The sequence below is a fragment of the Arthrobacter sp. MDT1-48-3 genome (genome assembly GCF_054511015.1).
The window spans coordinates 49,927-70,966 of the sequence record NZ_JBTNDL010000010.1 but is presented as its reverse complement, the minus strand read 5'-3'; the positions used below and the strand labels follow the sequence as shown (position 1 = coordinate 70,966).

General features: G+C 63.2%; 20 protein-coding genes. 7 read left to right on the top strand and 13 right to left on the bottom strand.

Translation table 11 applies throughout. From position 1 onward, the window contains the following. Nucleotides 1-14: 14 nt before the first annotated feature. Genes ACX80L_RS16155 through ACX80L_RS16145 form a run of 3 tightly spaced genes read right to left on the bottom strand, consistent with a single transcriptional unit; the run spans nt 15 to nt 2,450 of the window. Complete coding sequence (locus ACX80L_RS16155; protein WP_459290978.1) at nt 15-416, bottom strand: nuclear transport factor 2 family protein; 402 nt, start codon at nt 414-416, stop codon at nt 15-17. Then, a complete protein-coding gene (locus tag ACX80L_RS16150; RefSeq protein WP_459290976.1) occupies nt 413-1,672 on the bottom strand; it encodes a DUF3500 domain-containing protein in 1,260 nt (419 codons plus the stop codon). The genes ACX80L_RS16155 and ACX80L_RS16150 overlap by 4 nt, the downstream gene beginning before the upstream one ends. A gap of 31 nt (nt 1,673-1,703) precedes the next feature. Continuing rightward, nucleotides 1,704-2,450, bottom strand: a complete 747-nt coding sequence (locus ACX80L_RS16145; protein ID WP_459290973.1) for a FadR/GntR family transcriptional regulator — start codon at nt 2,448-2,450, stop codon at nt 1,704-1,706. 78 nt (nt 2,451-2,528) lie between these two features. Here ACX80L_RS16145 and ACX80L_RS16140 point away from each other — a divergent pair, with 78 nt between their 5' ends. Genes ACX80L_RS16140 through ACX80L_RS16125 form a run of 4 tightly spaced genes read left to right on the top strand, consistent with a single transcriptional unit; the run spans nt 2,529 to nt 6,503 of the window. Continuing rightward, nucleotides 2,529-3,407: a fumarylacetoacetate hydrolase family protein gene (locus tag ACX80L_RS16140; RefSeq protein WP_459290971.1), complete on the top strand. Its 879-nt coding sequence runs from the start codon at nt 2,529-2,531 to the stop codon at nt 3,405-3,407. After that, a complete protein-coding gene (locus ACX80L_RS16135) occupies nt 3,404-3,754 on the top strand; it encodes a CoA transferase (RefSeq protein ID WP_459291021.1) in 351 nt (116 codons plus the stop codon). Before ACX80L_RS16140 ends, ACX80L_RS16135 begins: the two co-directional genes overlap by 4 nt. Continuing rightward, a complete protein-coding gene (locus ACX80L_RS16130) occupies nt 3,751-4,980 on the top strand; it encodes a CaiB/BaiF CoA transferase family protein (RefSeq protein WP_459290970.1) in 1,230 nt (409 codons plus the stop codon). The genes ACX80L_RS16135 and ACX80L_RS16130 overlap by 4 nt, the downstream gene beginning before the upstream one ends. Next, nucleotides 4,977-6,503: a carboxyl transferase domain-containing protein gene (locus tag ACX80L_RS16125; RefSeq protein WP_459290968.1), complete on the top strand. Its 1,527-nt coding sequence runs from the start codon at nt 4,977-4,979 to the stop codon at nt 6,501-6,503. The genes ACX80L_RS16130 and ACX80L_RS16125 overlap by 4 nt, the downstream gene beginning before the upstream one ends. A 482-nt stretch (nt 6,504-6,985) precedes the next feature. On the opposite strand, the gene ACX80L_RS16120 is transcribed toward ACX80L_RS16125, so the two are convergent. Beyond that, the gene (locus ACX80L_RS16120) at nt 6,986-7,522 is read right to left on the bottom strand and encodes a MarR family winged helix-turn-helix transcriptional regulator (protein ID WP_459290966.1); all 537 of its coding nucleotides are present in this window, start codon (nt 7,520-7,522) and stop codon (nt 6,986-6,988) included. Nucleotides 7,523-7,623: 101 nt separating this feature from the next. On the opposite strand from ACX80L_RS16120, the gene ACX80L_RS16115 reads away from it, so the two are divergent. Both ACX80L_RS16115 and ACX80L_RS16110 read left to right on the top strand, forming a co-directional pair. Then, nucleotides 7,624-8,973 (top strand): MFS transporter, encoded by a 1,350-nt coding sequence (locus ACX80L_RS16115; RefSeq protein WP_459290964.1) that lies wholly within the window; start codon nt 7,624-7,626, stop codon nt 8,971-8,973. A gap of 82 nt (nt 8,974-9,055) precedes the next feature. Beyond that, nucleotides 9,056-9,940, top strand: a complete 885-nt coding sequence (locus tag ACX80L_RS16110; protein ID WP_459290962.1) for an HAD-IIB family hydrolase — start codon at nt 9,056-9,058, stop codon at nt 9,938-9,940. 191 nt (nt 9,941-10,131) lie between these two features. On the opposite strand, the gene ACX80L_RS16105 is transcribed toward ACX80L_RS16110, so the two are convergent. The 4 genes from ACX80L_RS16105 to ACX80L_RS16090 all read right to left on the bottom strand — a co-directional run bounded on the left by ACX80L_RS16105 (nt 10,132) and on the right by ACX80L_RS16090 (nt 14,923). Next, nucleotides 10,132-10,413, bottom strand: a complete 282-nt coding sequence (locus ACX80L_RS16105; protein WP_459290960.1) for an HPr family phosphocarrier protein — start codon at nt 10,411-10,413, stop codon at nt 10,132-10,134. Nucleotides 10,414-10,510: 97 nt separating this feature from the next. Continuing rightward, nucleotides 10,511-11,356, bottom strand: coding sequence for a PRD domain-containing protein (locus ACX80L_RS16100; RefSeq protein WP_459290958.1), 846 nt, complete (start codon nt 11,354-11,356; stop codon nt 10,511-10,513). Between the two features lie 93 nt (nt 11,357-11,449). After that, nucleotides 11,450-12,880, bottom strand: a complete 1,431-nt coding sequence (locus ACX80L_RS16095; protein ID WP_459290956.1) for a glycoside hydrolase family 1 protein — start codon at nt 12,878-12,880, stop codon at nt 11,450-11,452. A 72-nt stretch (nt 12,881-12,952) separates the two neighbouring features. Further along, nucleotides 12,953-14,923, bottom strand: coding sequence for a beta-glucoside-specific PTS transporter subunit IIABC (locus tag ACX80L_RS16090; protein WP_459290954.1), 1,971 nt, complete (start codon nt 14,921-14,923; stop codon nt 12,953-12,955). 491 nt (nt 14,924-15,414) lie between these two features. Between ACX80L_RS16090 and ACX80L_RS16085 the strand changes: the two genes are divergently transcribed. Continuing rightward, entirely contained in the window at nt 15,415-16,068 is a 654-nt protein-coding gene (locus ACX80L_RS16085) for a helix-turn-helix domain-containing protein (protein WP_459290952.1), read from the top strand. A 16-nt stretch (nt 16,069-16,084) separates the two neighbouring features. On the opposite strand, the gene ACX80L_RS16080 is transcribed toward ACX80L_RS16085, so the two are convergent. From ACX80L_RS16080 to ACX80L_RS16060, 5 genes are all read right to left on the bottom strand, one after another. Then, nucleotides 16,085-16,669: a helix-turn-helix domain-containing protein gene (locus ACX80L_RS16080; protein ID WP_459290950.1), complete on the bottom strand. Its 585-nt coding sequence runs from the start codon at nt 16,667-16,669 to the stop codon at nt 16,085-16,087. 70 nt (nt 16,670-16,739) lie between these two features. Further along, nucleotides 16,740-18,152, bottom strand: a complete 1,413-nt coding sequence (locus tag ACX80L_RS16075) for a M20/M25/M40 family metallo-hydrolase (RefSeq protein WP_459291019.1) — start codon at nt 18,150-18,152, stop codon at nt 16,740-16,742. A 65-nt stretch (nt 18,153-18,217) separates the two neighbouring features. Then, nucleotides 18,218-19,027, bottom strand: coding sequence for an amino acid ABC transporter ATP-binding protein (locus ACX80L_RS16070; RefSeq protein ID WP_459290948.1), 810 nt, complete (start codon nt 19,025-19,027; stop codon nt 18,218-18,220). Further along, a complete protein-coding gene (locus ACX80L_RS16065) occupies nt 19,024-19,911 on the bottom strand; it encodes an amino acid ABC transporter permease (RefSeq protein ID WP_459290946.1) in 888 nt (295 codons plus the stop codon). The genes ACX80L_RS16070 and ACX80L_RS16065 overlap by 4 nt, the downstream gene beginning before the upstream one ends. Nucleotide 19,912: 1 nt before the next feature. Further along, complete coding sequence (locus tag ACX80L_RS16060) at nt 19,913-20,863, bottom strand: ABC transporter substrate-binding protein (protein WP_459290944.1); 951 nt, start codon at nt 20,861-20,863, stop codon at nt 19,913-19,915. Nucleotides 20,864-21,040 lie beyond the last annotated feature (177 nt).

Sequence of the window (21,040 nt, the reverse complement as noted above, 5' to 3'; positions counted from 1 at the left end):
AAGATTATTGCCGCCTAGGTTCCGGCCGTCCAGATACGGCTAACGGTCAACTGCCGAAAGGACCAGTCCACACCGTCCACCAGTAGCTCATACTGGCCGAGCGTGTGCACGAACGGGGCATCGCCGCCCAGAAGCCATCGGGTGTAGTGGGCAGTGGCAAGCCACTGCCCTTCCTCCTGAGCGGGGACCACGATCAGGTTGCTCACGTCGTGCCGGTGCGCTTCGGGTCTGCTCCATAATTGCGTGAACAGCTGCCGTGCCCCCTCGGGATCCATGGACCCGGCAGTGGGAAACTGCACGTCACTGCTTCCCAGCAGGTCGACAACGGCGTCGACGTCCTTGCGGTCTGCGATGGCCACGTACATGTGCAGGAGATTAGCGATCTGATGTCTGGCCTCAGCGGCCTGGATGCTCATCGTGCCAGTTCCGAATGTGCAGCCTGCCATTGGCGTACCCAGAACCGGCCGTAATCGTTACCATGTGGGGTCCGTTGCACAGTGTGGACATGGAATTGTTTGGGCGTGCGGTAGTCGAGGAAAACGCCGCAGTGATGGTCCAGTTCGGCGATGACAACGGGGGATTGGATTCGGTAGTAGAAGACATCACCGGGCTCGTGTCCGCCGATCCAGGAGAACCAGGTCTCGTCCAGATGGTCCTGGACCTCACGCATCCGCGCCGCACGGGGGCCTTCCGGCAATGGAAGTACGAATTGTTCGACGATGGAGAGGGCGATTCGCTGCGCCTCGGCTGGCATGTCCGGCACACGGATCCCTTCGAAGGGAATGATCCGGTTGTCTTGAAACGCGCCGGCGAGGTGCCTTTCGTCTCCGGGATGAACCCGGCCCTCAGGCATGGCCGGGTCGACCATTCGCTGGTAGATCGTCGCGGCGGCTTGTTGCTCCGCGGGCAGGGCGGCCATGAGGTCGATGCCGAGTTTGATTCGGTCTCCGAAAGCAGCAACGCCGGCGTGGGGGCCCTCATCGATCTCATTGGGTTCGGCTCCGAAGAAGACCGGACTGAGGGACATGCGTCCTTCCACGACCAGGCAGTTGACTGCGCAGTGGTGCCCGTAAAGCTGCCATCCCCACGGGGCCGTCTGATGCGGGGTTCCGTATAGGGCGAAGTTGTAGCTGAACTCGTTCAGGACGCTTTCGAGTTGCACGACCTGTCCAAGGAAACCGTTGATCAGCATCATGCCGTGTGCGAGTTGATATCCCTCCGGGCTTAGTGATGCTCCCATGAGCGCCAGAGCCCTTTCGCGGACCTCCAGGGGCTGGAACTCGAGCCTGAGCCCGGTATCGAACTGCATGAATTCGGGATTGGCCCAGGTCTGCCACTCCACGGCGTCCACCGGGTACGTAAGCTTCTCCCGGTCCTCGGCGGAAACCGAAGCCAGCAGAGCCTCGGCTGCCTCGACCATTGCGGGAACCGGAGCCTCCTCGCCCGGCAACGCCGGCGCAAAAGGGTAGAGGCCTTCCCGCAGCGCGCCGTCTTCGGTGACTCCACGGAATTCGTTCAGGTAGAGAGGCGTCCAACCCTTGATCAGTTCACCGGTGAAGGTCCCCTCCTTCTGGGCGGTCTGGCGGTAGGCATACGCATCAAGACCCTTCACCTCTTCAATGCGGGGATGGCCTTCTGGAAAGAGGTACTGGCGAAATTCTGCTGTGTTCATGGGCGCACTCCTTCGTGCTCGGACAATCGAGTCAGTGGTTGTGGTTGATGACGGCTTGCCTGACAGTGGCAATGTCACCATTGGCGATCGCTTCCACAAGTTCGGCGTGAACCCGCAGGCGATCGGCTCTGTAGGCCGCCGCCGCGGCCTCGTCCTCATCGAAGCGTGATGAAGCCGACGACAAATGCCCGAGTGTTCCGATATACACGGCGCGAGCCATCGCATTCGGACATATCGCAGCGATCCTCTCGTGCAGCGCCCAGTTCGCCCGCATGAATCCGTTCCAGTCCGCGGAGGACTCCATGTTGGCCACGAGAAGACGCAGCTCGGAGATGTCCTCGTTGGAGCGGCAGCGGGCAGCCCCGACGTCGATCAGTTCTTCGAGGTGCTCCCGCAGTTCAATGGCGTCTATGACGGCGGAGGGCTGCTCGCCGACGGTCAGGAGCGTATGGCGCAGCCGGACGACGGGGCTGGTTTCCGCGACGAAGAGCCCGCCGGCGCGACCTGGCCGAATCTCCAACACCCCCCGCTCCCGCAGGAGCCGGACCGCCGCACTCACCGTTGCACGGGCATAACCGGTTTCTTCCCGCAGCGAGGGCAGGGTGCCCACGAGGGTGCCCGGCTCCAAACTCTGGGCACGGATCCGCTCCTCCAACGCAGCAGCGAGATGATCCGCCCGCGAACGCGGCGCGACCAAATTCAACCCCCCAGCCGGAGCGATGCCCGGAGTCCCGGAAGCCTGTACGGCAGGCTGTACGGCGCCGGAGGTCTGTGTCATGCTTCACATTGAAGCACAAAAGGTGCGAATGTTTTAGCTCTTTTCGACAATGGCTGTCGGAAGGTGAAGGAGAGTCCCATGAAGATCGTTGGTATCCGTCGCAATGCTGGCCCTGTGGAGGTCGCCACGCTTTCCGCGGAGGGGCAGAGTGTCTCTGTGCTGGCCGGGCTTGAGCAGTTCTGGGCCGCCCCGGCCCAGCACCTTGCGTCAGCTACGTCCGTGGAAACCCTGCCGTCGGCCGGTCTCGAGTTCGTCCCGCCGGTCCTGCCTGGCGCCCGGGTGATCTGCATCGGCCTGAACTACCTCAAACACGTAGCCGAAGGCTCCTTCAAGGACCAGGAACTTCCCAAATACCCCACCCTGTTCGCGCGGTGGACGCAGTCCCTCACCGTTGATGGAGCCGCGGTACCTGTTCCGTCGGGGGAGGATGGGCTGGATTGGGAAGGAGAGATCGTCGCCTGGGTGGGTGAAACCCTCGTTGATGCCTCCCCGGAGGAAGCACTTGAGGCCATTGTCGGTTATTCCGTTTTCAACGACCTCACCGCCCGTCGCGCTCAAAAAATCACCTCCCAGTGGATCCTGGGTAAGAACGCTGACCTTTCCGGTCCGGTCGGACCGATGGTTCCCGCCAATGAGGTCGGTGATCTGCGCGACGGCCTCAGGGTCCAAACCCGTGTAAACGGCGAGACCGTGCAGGACGGGAACACCATCGAGATGGTCTACACCGTAGGTGACACACTGGCGCACATCTCCAAGACCTTCACCGTTCGCCCCGGTGACCTGCTCGCCACCGGAACCCCCTCCGGTGTCGGCTACGCACGCACACCCCAGTGGCTCCTGCAGCCTGGCGACGTCGTTGAAGTCGAGGTTGAAAAGATTGGCACGCTGCGCAATTCCATCGTTGGCAGCGAAGCTCGCCACAACGCTGTCCGCAAAGTCCACGATGCACTGCAATAAGCGCCGAACCTCCCCTAACAGAGGTCACCGTCCTTGACGTGAGCCGGACGCTCACAGCCCCGTACTGCAGCGCCCTCCTTGCCGACCTTGGTGCAATCATCATCAAAGTGGAAATCGCCACAGGCGGTGACGTAACCCGTCTATTCCCGCCCTTCAAAGGCCAGCACAGCTTCAACGTCAAATCAATCAGTCGTGAACAGTGCCCTTCGGTCGGCGCCCTACTGAGCTTCTGCAGCTCTGAAGCGTGCGCTGCTCATCTCAAGTGCCGCTTACAAGGAGCACTTACATCACCAACCCATCCGCTGAAGTTGGCGTTGGCAGCCGGACAACCTTTGGAGAGAGCATGACCACCGAGACAAAAGCATCAGCGACAAGTAATAGCGGCGGGGGAGGAGGCCCATTGGCTGGTCGCCTCGTCGTGGATCTCAGCCGGGCCCTCGCCGGCCCCCATGCCGGTATGATGCTCGGCGATCTGGGAGCCCGCGTCATCAAGGTCGAGACGCCGCGGACCGGAGACGACACCCGCGGGTGGGGCCCGCCCTTCGTGGGCCCGGAGGACGACCGCCAGTCCACCTATTTCCTGTCCTGCAACCGGAACAAGGAGTCCATCGCCCTGGACCTCAAGAGCGACGACGGCAGGGTGGTCCTCACGGAACTGCTGCGTCGCGCCGACGTGGTCGTGGAGAACTTCCGGCCGGGGGTCCTGAACCGGCTCGGCTTCTCCACCGACGCGATGCTCGAGCTCAACCCGGGGCTGGTCATCCTCTCGATTACCGGCTTCGGCCATGACGGGCCCGAGGCCAGGCGCAGCGGCTACGACCAGATCGTGCAGGGCGAGGCGGGCCTTATGTCCGTCACCGGCCCGGATCCGGACAACCCGCAGCGCGTCGGCGTCCCGATCGCCGACCTGCTGTCCGGCATGTACGGGGCGTACGGTGTGGTCGCCGCCCTGCTGGAGCGGGAACGAACGGGGCGTGGACAAGTGGTGCGCACGTCTCTGCTCGCCTCGATCATCAGCGTGCACGCCTTCCAGGGCACGCGGACCACGGTCGCGGGCGAGGTCCCGCAGGCGCAGGGCAACCATCACCCCTCGATCGCCCCCTACGGGCTCTTCAGCTGCCGCGGTGGCAAGGTCCAGATCAGCGTGGGCAGCGAGAAGCTGTGGGCCACCTTCACCTCGGCCTTCGGGATACCCGCGGATCGGCTCGAGTTCGCCACGAACGCGGACCGCGTGGGCCACCGGGACCTGCTGATCGGTGTCGTCGAGGACGCGTTCTCGGCCTACGAGGCGGAGCCCCTGCTCGCGAAGCTCAATGAGGCGGGCATCCCCGCGGGCAAGGTCCGGACCCTCGATGAGGTGTACGCGTGGGAGCAGGTCCACTCGCAGGGCCTGTTGCTCACCGTGCAGCACCCGGTCCTCGGGGACATCGCGCTACCAGGCCCGCCGCTGCGCTTCTTCGACGGACAAGATGAGACCACGCTCACCATCCACCTGGCACCGCCCCTGCTCGATGGCGACGGCGACGCGATCCGCGCTTGGCTCGCCGGGCCGGCGGCGGACGTGAAGGCGTGAGCGGCGACACCCGGGCAAGGCACCTCACGGCTCGCCAGCTGATCGGAGCCGTGCTCGACACCGGATCCTTCACCTCCTGGGACGCCCCGGTATCCTTATCCCCTCCGGCGGCCGGCGTCGCCTACCAGGAGGAGTTGCGGCGGGCACGGGAGAAAAGCCGTGAGGACGAGTCCGTCCTCACGGGCGAGGGGCTGATCCACGGCCGCCGGGTCGCCGTGATCGTCTCGGAGTTCACGTTCCTGGCAGGCTCCATCGGCAGCACCGCGGCACACCGCATCACGTCCGCCATCCAACGGGCGACGTCGGAGGGCCTGCCGCTACTTGCCGGCCCCGCCTCGGGCGGGACCAGGATGCAGGAGGGGACCCCCGCGTTCCTGTCGATGGTCGACATCACCGGGGCGGTGCGGGCGCACCGGCAGGCCGGCCTTCCCTACCTCGTGTACCTGCGCCACCCGACCACGGGCGGGGTCATGGCGTCCTGGGGATCTCTGGGCCACGTGACCGTCGCCGAGCCCGGGGCGCTGCTGGGGTTCCTCGGCCCGCGCGTGTACGAGGCGCTGTACGGCACGCCGTTCCCGACCGGCGTCCAGACCGCCGAGAACCTGTTCGACAAGGGGCTCATCGACGCCGTCGTGCCACCCGAGCACCTCGCGGGCATCGTCGACACGGCCCTGACCGTACTCCTCGCGGAGGCGCCCCTGCCACGCGACGCGCCATCGACGGCGTCCGTGCGCTTCGGCGGGCAGTCGGCCTGGAGTTCCATTCTCATCTCGCGGAACCGGCGCCGCCCGGATCTCCGCCGCCTGCTCGCCCACGGAGCGCGGGACGTGCTGCCGCTCAACGGCACGGGCCAGGGAGAGAAGGACCCGGGGCTGCTGCTCGCCCTGGCGCGCTTCGGTGAGCAGCCGTGCATCGTGCTCGGCCACCAGCGGCCACGCCAGCCGGGCGATTCGGTCATGGGGCCGGCATCGCTCCGGGAAGCGCGCCGTGGCATGAAGCTCGCCGAGGAGCTCGGCCTGCCGCTGCTCACGGTCATCGACACCGCCGGAGCGGACCTGTCGAAGGAAGCGGAGGAGGGTGGGCTGGCCGGGGAGATCGCCCGTTCCCTGCACGACCTCATCGGGCTCGCGTCGCCGTCCGTCTCCGTGCTCCTCGGACAGGGTGCGGGCGGCGGGGCCCTCGCGTTGCTGCCGGCCGACAGCACCATCGCCGCCGAGCACGCGTGGCTCTCGCCGTTGCCACCGGAAGGGGCCAGCGCGATCGTGCACCGTACCGTCGAGCGTGCTCCCGAGATGGCGGAGGCGCAGGGCGTGAAGGTCGCGGCACTCGTGGACCGCGGCGTCGTGGACCATGTGGTGGACGAGCGGCCGGACGCAGCCGAGGAGGGCCGCGCCTTCTGCCAACGGATGGCCGCGGCCATCGAGTATGAGCTAGCGCGGGTCCGGGGCCTGCCCACAGAGGACCGGCTCGGCCGGCGCGCAGGGAAGTACCGGGCCAGCGCCCGCTCTGTGACTGCGATTTGAGCGCCTGAAGGGAAGCGTTGCGTGACGCTTCTGACTGTGCCCTGCTGAAAGATCCTCCTACGAGACGCTCATCGCGTGCACGAACGAAGCAGTAACTTAGCCACAAGTGGACGGCTTCGAGCTCCACCCGCCCATATATGGATGACTAATTCTGTGCTGCGGCCACAGCTGGAGGCCTGGGGTCGTCTGAGGCGATGGAGCAGCCAGGTGAGGGCGTCCAGTATCACTCTGACTAACGGAGTGACTGCGAGTGGTTGCCGACTTCCGCGAGTCCTGGCGCCGCAGGGACAGCTTTTGGGTCAATAGCAGTACAACCCCGGTACCGCCCTGGTCCTCTGATGTAGATCGAAGGCCAGTCGACTCCTACAGCACGATCGTTCTGGTGCTAGTGAGCGTCCAAGCAGGGGCGCCGCGCGAGGATTGAGCGTCAGTGGAAAGAGGCAGCCCTTCTGCCGGAATCAGAAGGGGGTCAGTGTGACTCGTTACATCGAGAAGTGAGCAAGCAACTTCCGCAAGATGGAGGCGAGCTGTCGCTGCTCATCATCGCTCAGCGATTCCAGTAGAGACTTCTCGAACATGAAGTGATGGGGGAGCCATTCATCGAGTTCCCGCCGCCCCTCCTCTGTCAGCCTGACCAACGTGGAGCGCCTATCTGTAGTGGATACCTCTCGTTCAACCCACCCCTCTTGTTCCAATCGTTTCAGACGACCCGAGAGGCCGGCTGACGAGACAAGGTTGGCTGCGTTGATCTCACTCGGCGTGAGCGAGTAGGGGTGGCCTGCGCGCCGAAGCGTGCGGAGCACGTCGAAATCCCCGCGATTAGCCAACAGTCGACCTCCACGGCGCTGCAGAGCATTGTTCTGCGCTTCCTCAATGCTGTGACCAAGCCTCTCAATCCGGGCAAGCACGTCTGCAGGACTGACATCAAGAGCAGGCCATGTCCTGGCCCAATCCCTTCGAGCAGCATCCACGGCATCACCCACGGCGTCGTACGCAACATCATCCGCAACATGGTCCACAGCGGCATGGTCAGGCCGTTCACTTTTCTGATCCAAGGCTCTAGTATCACTCAGTTCGTACCGATTATATAATTAGCTCGCGAGCGAGCTAATATGATGCCATGACTACGCCCGCCGCTATACGCCTGCCATCTCCTCCTCATCCCCGAACGCGGGTCCTCACCATCACTGCACTGGGCGCCATGCTGGCGATCATGTTGACGACCGGACTGACAGTGGCGATCCCTGCGATTCGTAATGAGTTCCAAGTAGACGCGACTGTGATTGGGTGGGTTCTGTCCGGTTACACATTAGCTTTCGCCATGTTCTCCCTTACAGGTGGAGCACTGGCCGATAAATTCGGTGCGAACCGGACCTTCGCTACTGGGCTCGGCATCTTCGCTGCCGCCTCAGTGCTAGCAGCCTGCGCTCCAGGCGTTACGATCATCGTCGCCGGAACCTTCATGGCAGGTATCGGCGCCGCCCTGGTGCTGCCCGCATCCTTATCAATTATTCAATTCACTTATCGGGGTGACGAGAAACGACGCCACCGGGCAATCAGCACCTGGGCGGCAGCGAACGCCGTGGGTGCAGCCGTCGGCCCAGTTATCTGCGGACTGTTGGTCACAAGTTTGTCTTGGCGCTTTCTATTCGTGGTCGTTGCAGCCCTGGCCGCAGTTCTTGTTGTCGTAAGCGCCCGCGCAGTGGCCTCCATGCCCCGGCACACTCACCAGCTAGATTTTCCGGGCCAGATTGTCATGGTGCTTCTACTCGGCGTTCTCGCCTACGTTGCACACGAGTCGGCCCGCTTGCCGCTGTGGATGATCGTCGTTGGCAGTGTCGCTGTTCTAGTGCTTGCTGTCCTGTTCGTTTTGGTTGAGCGTCGCCACAGCACACCTATGCTTCCGATGAGCCAGCTACGAGACGTTCCTTTCAGCTCCACGGCATTGGCTACGATCATCGGCACCGGCGCATTCTTTGCAGGCATCTATACCGTCAGTGTTTCCCTGCAGGACGATTTTGGTATGAGCGCCTTTGTCTCGGGTCTTGCCTTACTTCCTCTTGCTGGAGGCAACATCATTGCGGCGCTGCTCGCACCGCGTATGACCTCCTGGATTGGAAACAGGGGCGTGATGATCGTCGGGTCCGTTCTTCTCGTTCTGGCTCTGGTCGCATTCCCTCTTCTCTACTCCAGCTACCTCTCTCTTGTCGGTCCCATGATCACAATCGGTGTCGCCTTCGGTCTGCTTGTACCGAGCACATCAGCTGCAGGACTCGCCCGCGCACAAACAGGGAAAGCCGGTGTTGCCTCAGGCGTCACCGCAGGGGGAAGGGAACTGGGGGCAGCGTTGGCAGCTGCGTCACTTCTTCCCCTCGGCGCTCCCGGCGCACTGTGGGCAGGAGCAGCAGTAGGTCTCGTTGCCCTGATCATCGTCATTGCCGGTGTCCGTAAGGTGGATCAGCCCTCCTGAGTTCTCCTCCAAACCCTGGGGATCGTTTACGAGGATCTCTGATGGCCGTCGGGTCTCCTTCTGCACCGCTAGGATCCGGACCATGACTAAAGAAGGATCAGGGCGTATCCCATCAGGTGCTCGTGCACGAGCGAGTCGTGCCGTGTTCTTGGATGTAGACGGTACCTACGCACACTTTGGGGTCGTACCGGTAGGGCATGTCCTTGCCGTTCGTGAAGCGCGCAAGGCCGGCCATCGAGTTCTGCTGTGTACGGGGCGCCCATTGTCGATGTTGTCCGAGGGCATTCTTGGCGCCGGTTTTGACGGGATCGTGGCCAGTGCTGGTGCCTATGTCGAAGTAGCGGGCGAGGTGCTTGCGGATTGCCGCTTCCCGGCGGATCTCGCTGCTCGCACTGTCGCGGAGCTTGATGCCCAAGACGCTGTTTATATCCTCGAATCACAGGAGCGCCTTTATGCGCCGAAGGCGGCGATCCAGCGTTTGGGAGCGATGATCGAGGCATACTTCCGGCGGGAGCCGGACGGTGAAGCGGTCGGGTCTTCGGTCATCCTTGACGCGCTATCACCCATTACGAACGCGGTAGAAGTGCACTTTGCGAAGATCTCCGTGTTCGATAGCCCTACCCCTATGGACCGTCTGGCTGATCGCATCGGGTGCGACATCGCCGTCATTGAGAACTCAATCACCGGAGAGAGCAGGCATGCCGGTGAGCTCTATCAGCGGGGGATCAACAAAGCCGATGGAGTGGCGGCGGTCGTAGCCCGTCTCGGGATAGACCGCGCGGACACAGTCGCAATTGGTGACGGGGACAATGACCTGGAAATGATCGCTTACGCGGGTGTCGGGATTGCTATCGAAGGGTCTTCCCCCGAGCTCATGGCACTCGCGGATCGTACAGCTGCTCCGCCGCACAGCGAGGGCCTTGTGGCCGCCTTCGCCGATCTCGGGCTCTTCGACGAGGCGGTATGACCTTCTGACAGCCAATCGATATAAGCCCTGCCTCAGGACAGCCGTGGAACAGGTACGAGAAGGGGACGGCCCTTAGCTTCAGCCTGAAGGGTCCGCTGCCGTTGGATGCTGCGAGAGATTGGTGGTTCCACAGCCTCGTATCAGCACGCTTATGTGATCCAGCATAAGGACCACATGATCAGAGAAGGTCCTTATGCGGCGTCGTGATTGGTCTCCAGAATTTGAGCCAGGCGAGTAAGGGCCTCTGCGGCCCCCTCGCCCTCGGCGCGCAGCACCACCGTGTCGCCGTGTTCGGCACCCAAGCTCATGAGCGAAAGTATGGACGCGGCGTCCAGTGCCTTATCGGCGGCATCACTCTCGGCGGCGATGCTGATCTCAAGGTGCTCGTACTCGGCGGCGGCCTCGGCGAAGATAGCGGCCGGGCGGGCGTGCAGGCCGGTTGTCGATGCGATGGTGGCAGTGCGCTCGATCATAGAATTGGTGTCCTTTGTTGCAGGTGCGTTGCAGGTGCGTTGCAGGTGCGTTGCAGGTGCGTTGCAGGTGGTTTCGGGTGAAGTGTTGTTGTTGGTGTCAGCCCAACCGGAGGTCGTCAACCATACGGGCGACGTGCAGGGTCAGATAGGTGCTCTCGTCCTCGGTGAGCGGTTCTCCGAGGCGTAGCTCGAGCACCGCCTGTAGCTTTAGCGCCGTGGCGTAGGCGCCAGGGTACGCCTCCCGGATGGCGGTGCTGAGCTGGGTGGTGCCCTCGTCCAATTGTCGGCCGGTATGGGCACGTACGAAGAAGTAGCGCAGGTGGGTGATGAAACGGGCGGCGTTGATGGTGTTGCGGTCAAAGGGCCGGCCGTAAGCCTGTTCCATGACCTCGAACAGCTGCGTGAAGACCCCGGTCATCTGGTAGGTGAAGGATAGGTCGCCGGTGGCGAATCCGGCGTTCACCAAGTGCAGGGCGATCGGCACCGCCTCCTCCTGGGGCAACGGTTGCTCCAGGCAGGTGTTGACGTGGTCAAGGACCCGTTGGGCGATACGCAACTCGTCGGGGTAGAGATGGGCGACTTCGACCCGCAGCGGATATTCAAGATCAATACCCTGCTGCAGGCGCTTGACGGCAAAACTGATGTGGTCCGCCAAGCCGACGACGGTGGTGGAATTCAGCGGTGGAGCCATGTCTGCGCGTGCTACCTGCAGGGCCTCATCAGCAAGCGATAAGTACTCCGACGGTATTGCCGCGACCAGCGCCCCGAAGTTGTCCGCGTCGCGCCCGTTCTCGGGCACGAACACCTGCACCACCTTGGTGGTGTCCACCTTTTGGCCCGGCTTGGCTTGGAAGCCCAGGCCCCGGCCGGTGAGAATCACCTCTCCGCCGGTGTCCTTCCGGGCGAGGACGACGTTGTTGTTGAAGACACGCAGTATCTCCATATCGCCCTCCCTTTCCTTGATTCTTTTATCGATTTGGTTGGCTTTGGCGGCAGGGACCGTCAGGCTCCCGCCGCCAGGGCCCTGGCAGTGGTGTTACCGCAGCGCTGCGCCGTTGGTGGCGATCACGTCTTGGTACCAGTCAAAGGACTTCTTCCGGTAGCGAGCCAGGGTGCCTGTCCCGTCGTCATTGCGATCGACGTAGACGAAGCCGTAGCGCTTGCTCAGCTGCGCGGTCGAGGCGCTGACCAGGTCGATGCATCCCCATGTGGTATAGCCCAGCAAATTCACCCCATCGGCGATTGCTTCGCGAGCCTGCACCAAATGGTCGTTGAGGTAGGCGATGCGGTAGTCATCCACGACAGTCTTGACCCCGTCGACCTCCACGAGCTTGTCTGCAGCCCCGAGCCCGTTCTCGACGATGAACAGCGGTTTTTGCCACCGCTCCCAGTAGTCGTTCATGACCACCCGCAGACCCTGCGGGTCAATCTGCCACCCCCACTCCGAGGCCTCCAGAGTTGGGTTGGGCACACCGCCCATCAGGTTTCCGGCGCCTTGGGTCTTGGTCGGATCTGCCGTCTCACACGTGCTCATGTAGTAGCTGAAGGACACGAAGTCCACGGTGTGGGTCAGGTCCTCCCGATCCTGGTCGGTGATCGTCAGGTTGATGCCCTGTTGGCGGAAGCGACGCAACAGATACCCGGGATACTCACCCCGGCAGTGGACGTCCCCGAAGGCGTAGGAGTCGTGAGCCGTGTGCATGGCCGCAACTACGTCATTGGGATCCGGGGTCAGCGGGTAGACCGGCATCGCGATGATCATGCACCCCACCTGTGCTTGCGGCATGATCTCCCGGGCCAAGCGTGTCGCCCGGGCCGAGGCCACCAGTTCGTGATGGATCGCCTGGTAGAGGTCCTGCTGGGACAGCTCCTGCTTCGGGGTCGATATCCCTCCGGACATGAAGGGAAAGTGCAGCACCGAGTTGATTTCGTTGAATGTCAGCCAGTACTTCACCCGCTCCCCGTACCGCTCGAACAGGACCCGGCAGTAGCGCTCATAGAAGCCGATCATCTCCCGGGAGGTCCACCCGTTATAAGTACGGGCAAGATGCAACGGGGTCTCGTAGTGGCTGATCGTCACCAGCGGTTGGATTCCGTGGCGTTCGAGCTCGTCCAACACCCGGTCATAGAAGGCCAGGCCCTCCTCGTTCGGGGTCTGCTCATCACCGTTAGGGAAGATGCGGGACCAGGCGATGGAGAAGCGGAAGACCTTGTATCCCATTTCGGCGAACAGGGCGATGTCCTCGGCATAGCGGTGGTAGAAGTCAATGGCTACCTGCTTGAGGTTGTCCTCAGTGGGTCCCTCTGTGGGCTGCGTCTGCAGCCCACGGGGCATGACGTCCTGGATGGACAGACCCTTGCCGCCCTCGTCAAAAGCGCCTTCGATCTGGTTGGCGGCGGTCGCCCCGCCCCACAGGAACCCCTCGGGGAAGCCCTGAGGGGAGGTCCTGTCGCAAGTCGTGGTCATGTGGTGCTCCTTGATGTGTCATTCATGCTTGCTCATTCGAATTTGGTCTTGGTACGTGTCAGATTTGCACAATCAAATTTGCACAGTCACCGCGGGCTGACCGTGGGTCACCGTGCCCTGTGCGACCGGAATGACGTTGGCCAGCTGAGCGGTATTGGTGATGACCACCAGGGTGGTGGGGTCATAGCCGGCCTTGGCCACGACATCCAGGTCGACCACTGCCAGCAAGTCTCCTGCGTTCACGTGGTCGCCGCGGGTAACGGCCGCGCTGAAACCGCGACCGTTCAGCTTGACGGTGTCAATGCCGATGTGGACCAGCACCTCCACCCCGCTGGCGGACTTGATGCCATAGGCATGTCCCGACTTCATCGCGGCTCTCACTGTGCCGGAAATCGGGGCATAAATGTGTCCGTTGGCGGGAACGATACCCACTCCCTTGCCCATGGCCTCTGAGGAGAAGACCTTGTCCGCTACTTCCGTCAGGGCCACAGCTGTCCCGTCCACGGGGGAGAGGATCCCCAAGGTGCCGGCGACCTCGGTCGCGACAGCCGTGCCGGCGGGCCGGGCGGCCATGGCCGAGGTGGCACCGGAGGAGGTGCCGAGGGTGGTGCCGACAGCCGCGGAAGCATCCTGGGCGGTGGGAGCCAGCAGGTCAGTACCACCTGGTTGCACGGCTGCGGCGGGAACCTCAGCCTCCCGCGAGGTGAAGAGGAAGGTCAGGGTGAAGGCGATCACTACTGCAACTCCGGTGCCGGACAGCTGCAACGTGAAACTGCCAACCTGCGTGTACGCGGGCAGCGCCAGTACGGAGGCGAAAACGAAGGCGTTTGCGGCGCTGCCGCCGATGGCGGCGATGGCCCCACCTACTACGCCGCCGGCAATGCCGAAGTAGAAAGGCTTTTTCAGCGGCAAGTTCACACCGTAGATCCCGGGCTCGGTGATTCCAGCCAGGAACCCGGACAGTGCGGCCGGACCGGCGACCTCGCGCCGGGCGGCATTGCGGGTGCGGACGAACACCGCCAGGGTTGCCGCGGCCTGGGCGAGCACCGCAGCTACCAGCGGACCCATCAGCAGGGAGTAGCCCTGAGTGGCAAGGTCATTGGCGAACAGGGGAACGAAACCCCAGTGCAGGCCGAAGATGACGAACACCTGCCAGAACCCGCCCATGATCGCACCGGCCAGCCATGGGGCGACGTCGAAGAGTGCGGTAATTCCGCCTGACACGCCTTGGGCGGCGAGGGTGGTGACCGGTCCCACCGTCATCAGTACCAACGGCACCATGATCAGGATAGTGAGCAAAGGCGTACTGAAGTTCCGCAGCGCGGAGGGGATGACCTTGTTCAGGAACCGTTCCAGGTATCCCTGCAGCCAAACGGCAACGATGATCGGGATCACTGAGCTGGTGTAGTTCATGATCACCACTGGCAGACCCGCGAAGGACACCGGTGCCCCGGCCGATCCCAGTGCCACGATGGAGGGGTACACCAGGGCCCCTGCAATGGCCATCGAGGTGAATTGGTTGGTTTTGAACCGCCGGGCGGCGGTGATCGCCAAGAACAGCGGGAGGAAGTAGAAGATCGAATCGGCGGCCGCGGCCAGAATGACGTTGGTCTGGGATTCAGGGTTCAGCCAGCCGAACTGGTTGGCCAGACTCAGAAACGCTTTCAGCAGGCCCGCCCCGGCCAGCGGCCAAATGATGGGGTTAAAGATCGAGGAGATGAGATCGATGAGCCGGTTGAACAGATTGCCCTTCGGCGCATCATCTTCGGCAGGCGAATCCTCGCCGGTGAGCTTGGTGATTTTCCCCAGCTCGGCATACACCGTGGGTACGTTGTCGCCCACAACCACCTGGAACTGGCCGCCGGCCTGCATCACCGTGATCACTCCGGGCAATTTCTCTATGGCGGATTTGTCAGCCTTCGCATCGTCGCGCAGCCTCAAACGCAGGCGGGTGGCACAGTGTGTGGCGGAAGCGATGTTTGATTCACCTCCCACCTCCTGCACGATCCCTGCGGCTAGCGACCTGTAATCCACAGCAGCCATGTCGAGCCTCTCTATCGGTCTTCGGGCACAAAAAAAGACCCGAGTCGCATATCTTCATGCGGCTCAGGTCTTGCCCCTATTTGGGTAACAATCCTTCCAGGCGTCATTCACCCGTCGAATAAAAATACCTGTGCCTGGCATCACATGCAAGTCGTATAGGCGAAGTCCCACCTGCGCTAGAAGGTGCCGGTCAGCACCGGCGACCAAACGGTCTAGGACCGTAACCTCCTCCGGGCGACCTGTGTGCCGCCATCAGGTTCAGCGCCTGCCCTGCCCAGGGCAACGTCAACATCACCGGCGTTACTGGGTAGTTGACGATGCCACGGAGAAAGGAGCAGTCGAGTGCACGCGAAAAGCTGAGGAACGTACTGCAGGCTTCGCTCCAAAAGGGCTCTGATCAGGCGTTTTGCATCGCCGATAACTAGTCTTCTGTCAGGCAAATCGGGATTTTATGCCGACCCTTCCGAGCATGCGAGTAATATAATGCCCTTATGAGTACTGTCAGTCTTCTTGCGACTACATCGACGCCTGGCGATCGCGTTCGGGTGCATCCTGTGCCTGTCGATCAGCAAGCCTTGGTCCGCGGTATCGGTCAGCGGTTGCGTTCGGCCCGGCGGGCGAGGGGTATGACTTTGGATGATGTGGCACTCGGCGTCGGCCTCCACAGGACGTACTTGAGCAAGATCGAGCAGGGACACCGCGAGGTGCCGGCGATGACTTTGTTTCGTCTCTGCCAGGTGCTCGACGCTGATATTGCCGCGGTGATTAACGGCGTCGAAGTCGTTTCCGGTCGCAAGTTCAGCGGAAGGGCGCCTCTTGAATTGCAGTCGCTCTCGGCGTCCCAGGAGCGCAGGATTCAGATGGTGCGGGCATTCCTGCAGCCTGGCTGGTTGTGCCACTTCCCGGCTGCAGAAGCCAGCCGCGCGATCACCATTCTCGTCGTGCAGGGAAAGTGTGAATTGCGGACTCCACGGGAGATCTACCAGCTGGGGGAGGGGGACTGCGTCACGATTACGCTGCGGACATCCTTTACCTGGGCGACCGCGAAGGTCGCATCCTCGTGTGTCATCAGTGCGGCACCGAGCGTCGACCGGTTCGCTTCATGGCTGCGTCGCTCGGCTTTCCTTGAACCTCATGCGGCCTGAACCATAAAGGTGCCGGCTATGCCTGGTTGATTACCACGATGCGGACGAAGTGCACGGGAGCATCTGCGGGGTTGATGTAGGAGTAGCTGCGGTCTGTGGCGATCCTGGCCACCGAGCCGGTCGGAACGATGTGGATGTCGTTCCCGATGGCCAACGCCAGCTCGCCCCGTGTGACGAGCAGGATCTCCTCTGATCCTTCCGGGTCCGGTTCGGCGTCGTAGCGGTCGCGGGGTCCCAACGTCCAGTCCCAGAGCTCGGCTGGGCCGTGGCAATGGGAGGTGACGAACACGCGCCCGGTGCTCCCTTCCACGGCTCCTGCCCACACTGCTTTAGCGTCATCGTCGTGAACGATCTCGATCAGTGTCTCGGCCCGGGACCGAACGAGGACGGAAAAGTCGACCCCCAGGGCCCGGGCGATCTTGTCCAGCGTGACGAGGGACGCGTTCGCGTTGCCCCCTTCGATGGCGGTGAGCATGCGTCGTGACACATCCGCTTTCCGGGCAAGGTCGGTCACGGACACCTTCTGCTTCGCCCGGAGCTGGCGGATCGTCGAGCCGACGAGGGCAACGAGTTCGCTGCGGTCCTCCAGTGCTTCTGTCATGCTTCTCCCTCATATGGGCGATAAATTGCGCGTTCCTGTTTACGTTATCAGCGCCCGAAGACAACCGGTGTCAGGGCTCAACGCCGGTGAGAAACCTGTAGAGCACCCTGGCACCGAAGCGGAGCCCGTCCACGGGCACCTTCTCGTCGACACCGTGGAACATGGCGCTGAAGTTGTAGCCGGCGGGAAGCTGCAAGGGCGCGAAACCGTAGCCCTGGATGCCGAGCCCGGCGAATGTCGCGTTGTCGGTCGACGCGGAGGAGCTGTAGGGGATGATGCGGGCTCCCGGGTCCTCGGCGGCCAGCGCCTCCCGCATTTGGGTGGTGATGGGTGCGAACGCGTCGGACTGATCCGAGGGGGTCAGATCAAGCACATCGATACGAATATCGGGACCGGTGAGGTGCGCGATCTGGTCGAGGAACTCTGTTTCATGCCCGTGGAGGAACCGTCCGTCGACAAGTGCTTCCGCCGACCCGGGAACGACGTTGATGGACGCCCCTGCGCGCAGGACGGTCGGGTTGGCGACATGGCGGAGCGAGGACGTGAGCATGTCCATCACCGGGGTCAGCACGGAGCCGGGGCGCGGCCCCTCGTCGGCAAGGGTGCCGCCGGCAATGTTCTGATCGGCGATGTTTTCGCCGGTCAGGTCCTCCAGGTCGCGGACCATGGATTCGGTGGTCGGGCTCAGCTGCACCGGCCAGGTGTGGGCGGCGATTCGTTCCACAGCACCGGCGAGGGTCCCAATGGCGCTGCGCGGGTTGGTGATGGAGGCGTGGCCGGCCCGGCCCGTCGCTGTCAGTTGCAGCCACGCGACGCCCTTGCGTCCGGTTTCGATCAGGTAGGCACGTCGATTGGCGGGCAGGTCGATGGAGAATCCACCGACCTCGCTGATCGCCTCGCTGCACCCGTCGAGCCAGTGACGGTGCTGTGTGCTGATGAACCGGGACCCGAGGGTGAACCCGTTTTCCTCATCGGCGAGGAACGCCAGGACGAGGTCCCGGCGCGACTTCGTGCCGGTGCGGTGCATGTGCCGCACGCAGGCGAGGATCATCGCGACCATGTGCTTCATGTCGATCGCACCGCGACCCCACAGAAACCCGTCCCTGATCTCCCCAGCGAACGGGTCGACGCTCCACTGTGACCGGTCCGCCGGGACGACGTCGAGGTGCCCGTGGACCAGCAGGGCATCCCTTGATGTGCCGGCCATCCTCGCCATGACGTTCGAGCGGCGGGTCTCGGCTTCCAGAATCACCGGGTCGAGCCCCGCGGAGGCCAGGAGCTCGGAGACGTACTCGGCGGCCGTCCGCTCCCCGGGCCCGTCAGCTGACCCGTAGTTCGAGGTGTCCCTGCGGATCAGCTCACGGCAGATGTCCACGACCTCATGGAGCGCCTCCGAACTAGTGACTTCCGACCTAGCTGACTCCGACGAAACCTGCGCAGTCACGCCCTTTTTGCAGTCCGGCACCGCAGAGACGGGCTCCATAGAGCCCGGCTCCGCGGTGTGCTTACCCGTCGTGGAGGTGTGTTCGTTGATCCTCATCGACTTCCCTAGAGGACTTTGGAGAGGAACGAGCGGGTGCGTTCGTGTTGGGGGTTGGTGAGGATGTCCTCCGGGGCGCCTTGTTCGACGATGACCCCTCCGTCGAGGAAGACGACCTGGTCGGCGGCTTCCCGGGCGAAACCGATTTCGTGGGTGACGACAACCATGGTCATGCCGGATGCGGCGAGGTCTTTCATGACTTTGAGGACTTCGCCCACCAGTTCAGGGTCAAGGGCCGAGGTCGGTTCATCGAACAGCATGAGTTCGGGATCCATCGCGAGTGAACGCGCGATCGCCACACGTTGCTGCTGACCGCCGGAGAGTTGGGCGGGGTAGTGGTTCTCCTTCCCTGCGAGTCCGACCTGCTCGAGGAGTGAGCCGGCCCGGGCGCGCGCGGCGGCTTTGGGCTGCTTTTTGACTCGGCGGGGGGCTTCCATGATGTTCTCCAGCGCCGTCATGTGGGGGAAGAGGTTGAAGCGCTGGAACACCATGCCGATTCTCGCTCGCTGGCGGGCGATTGTGCGGGGGTCCAGTTCGTGCAGGACTGTGCCTTCTTGCCGGTAGCCGACGAGGTCGCCGTCGACGAACAGGCGGCCGGAGTCGATGCGCTCGAGGTGGTTGATGCATCGCAGCAGGGTGCTTTTCCCTGATCCGCTGGGCCCGAGGAGGCAGGTCACCTCGCCGCGGGCGACGGTGAGGTCGACGCATTTGAGGACTTCGTTGTGGCCAAAGGACTTGCCGACGCTGTCGGCGACGACCATCGCCGTGCTGGTGGTGCTTGCCGCGGTGGTAGTGGTGATCGCGCTCGGCGTGTTCATCGTGAGCCTCTCTTCGTGCCGGCGCTCATGCCAGGGTTGACGCCGCGCCCGAAACGCCGCTCCAGTTGCTTCTGTCCCAAGGACAGCAGGGATGTGACGACGAGGTACCAGATGGATGCGACGACCAGCAGGGGGATGACCTTGTAGTTCTGGGCGTAGACCTGCTGCAGGTTCGTCATCAGGTCATTGCCGGCAATAACCGACACCAGTGCGGAGGTTTTCAGGAGGGTGATGACTTCATTGCCCATGGGAGGAACGACGACGCGCATGGCCTGCGGGAGGATGATCCGCTGCATCGTCGTGGCCGGGCTCATGCCCAGGGCCGCGGAGGCTTCGCGCTGCCCGGAATCCACGGACTGAATGCCGGCCCGGACGACCTCGGCGGCGTAGGCCGCCTCGTTCAGTCCGAGGGCGAGGATCGCCGCGGTCGTGGAGTTGATCAGACTGGACGTCGGCGAGGAGAAGAACTCGATGTCGGTGAACGGGATACCGAGACTGACTTCGGGGAAAAACGCCCCGATGAAGCCCCAGAAGATGATCTGCACCAGGATGGGGATGCCGCGGAAGACGGTGATGTATCCGTCGGCGACGACCCTCAACACCCAGTTCGAGGACAGGGTCATGATCGCCAAGGCAGTGCCGCCGACGAGGCCGATGAGCATGCTCACCGCGGTCAGGTACAGGGTCACGCCGAGCCCGCGGATCGTCAGTTCGGCGAACAGGTACGCGCCGACGGTCGGCCAGTCGAGGTTCGGGTTCGTCGCGAACGACCAGGCGACGGCGATCGCCAGGACGGCGACGACGATCGCGGCGGCGGTGCGGTAGGGGTGGCGGAGGCGTTTGACCTCGAACTGCTGGCCCTGCCGTTCGGTCTGCACGCTCATATCAGCCGTCATACTGGTTGCCCAGCGGCTCGTCGATCGCGGTCTGTGGAACCCCGTACTTCTCCAGGATCGCCTCGTACGTCCCGTCCTCCATGAGCGCCCGGACCGCTTCGGTGATCGCCGCGGTCAGCTCGGGATCCTCCTTCGGCACGCCGATGCCGATGTAGGAGCTCTCATACCCGCCCGGGGTTTCAGGGTCGACAACTTTTACCGACGGGTCCGACGTCGAGGCGTAACCCAGGGCAGGGAGGTCGCCGACGATCGCTTCGACGTTCCCGGAATTCAGTGCAAGCTGCTCGTCGGAGAATGCGGGGAACGTCTTGATGTCGATCGGCGCTGCACCCTCATCGGTGCAGGTCTTCGAGGCGTCTTCGAGCAGGGTGACCTGCAGGGACCCGTTCTGCGCGGCGGCGCTGCGCCCACACAAATCCTTCAGGACCGCGATGTCCTCGGTTGTGGTCTTGACCAGGATGCCGGAGCCGGAGCGGGCGTAGTTTACGAAGTCGATCGCTTCCTCGCGTTCGGCCGTGTCGAACAGGGTGGCCATCAGGACGTCGTACTTACCGGCCTGCAGGCCCGGGATCAGCCCGTCGTAGGGCTGCTGGGAAAAGCTGAACTCCACGCCGAGCTTCTCGCCGATCGCCTTCCCCAGATCGATCTCGAGTCCGATGAGTTCCTCGCTGCCGGGGGAGGCGAACATCTGATACGGCGGGAACGGGGCGTTCGTGGCGACCTGCACCACGCCGGCGTCGACGAACTCCTGCGGCACCATGGCCGAAAGCTCCTCATCGACCGATACGGCAGCGACGTCCTGCGGGGCGGCATCCGAGCTGCCCGAGGAGGGATTGACCGGCGGGTTGGAACACCCGGCCAGCATCAGGGCGCATCCCGCCGCGCCGAGGGCGGTGAACCGGAGATGCCGGCGGACTGTGGTCAGGCCTGGGTGACTCACGAGTGTCTCCAATGATCGAGGAAGTGGGCTGTATATCGCGCTTTTGGTAACCGCTTGGTGCCAAGCATGGCACTGGATGCGCATGTGAGCAATATAACAACCAGATATTTCTGCGGTGCACCGCTCACCTCATGGAGGCACCTGATGCGCCCGTTTCTTGACTTCGGTTTCTCGGCT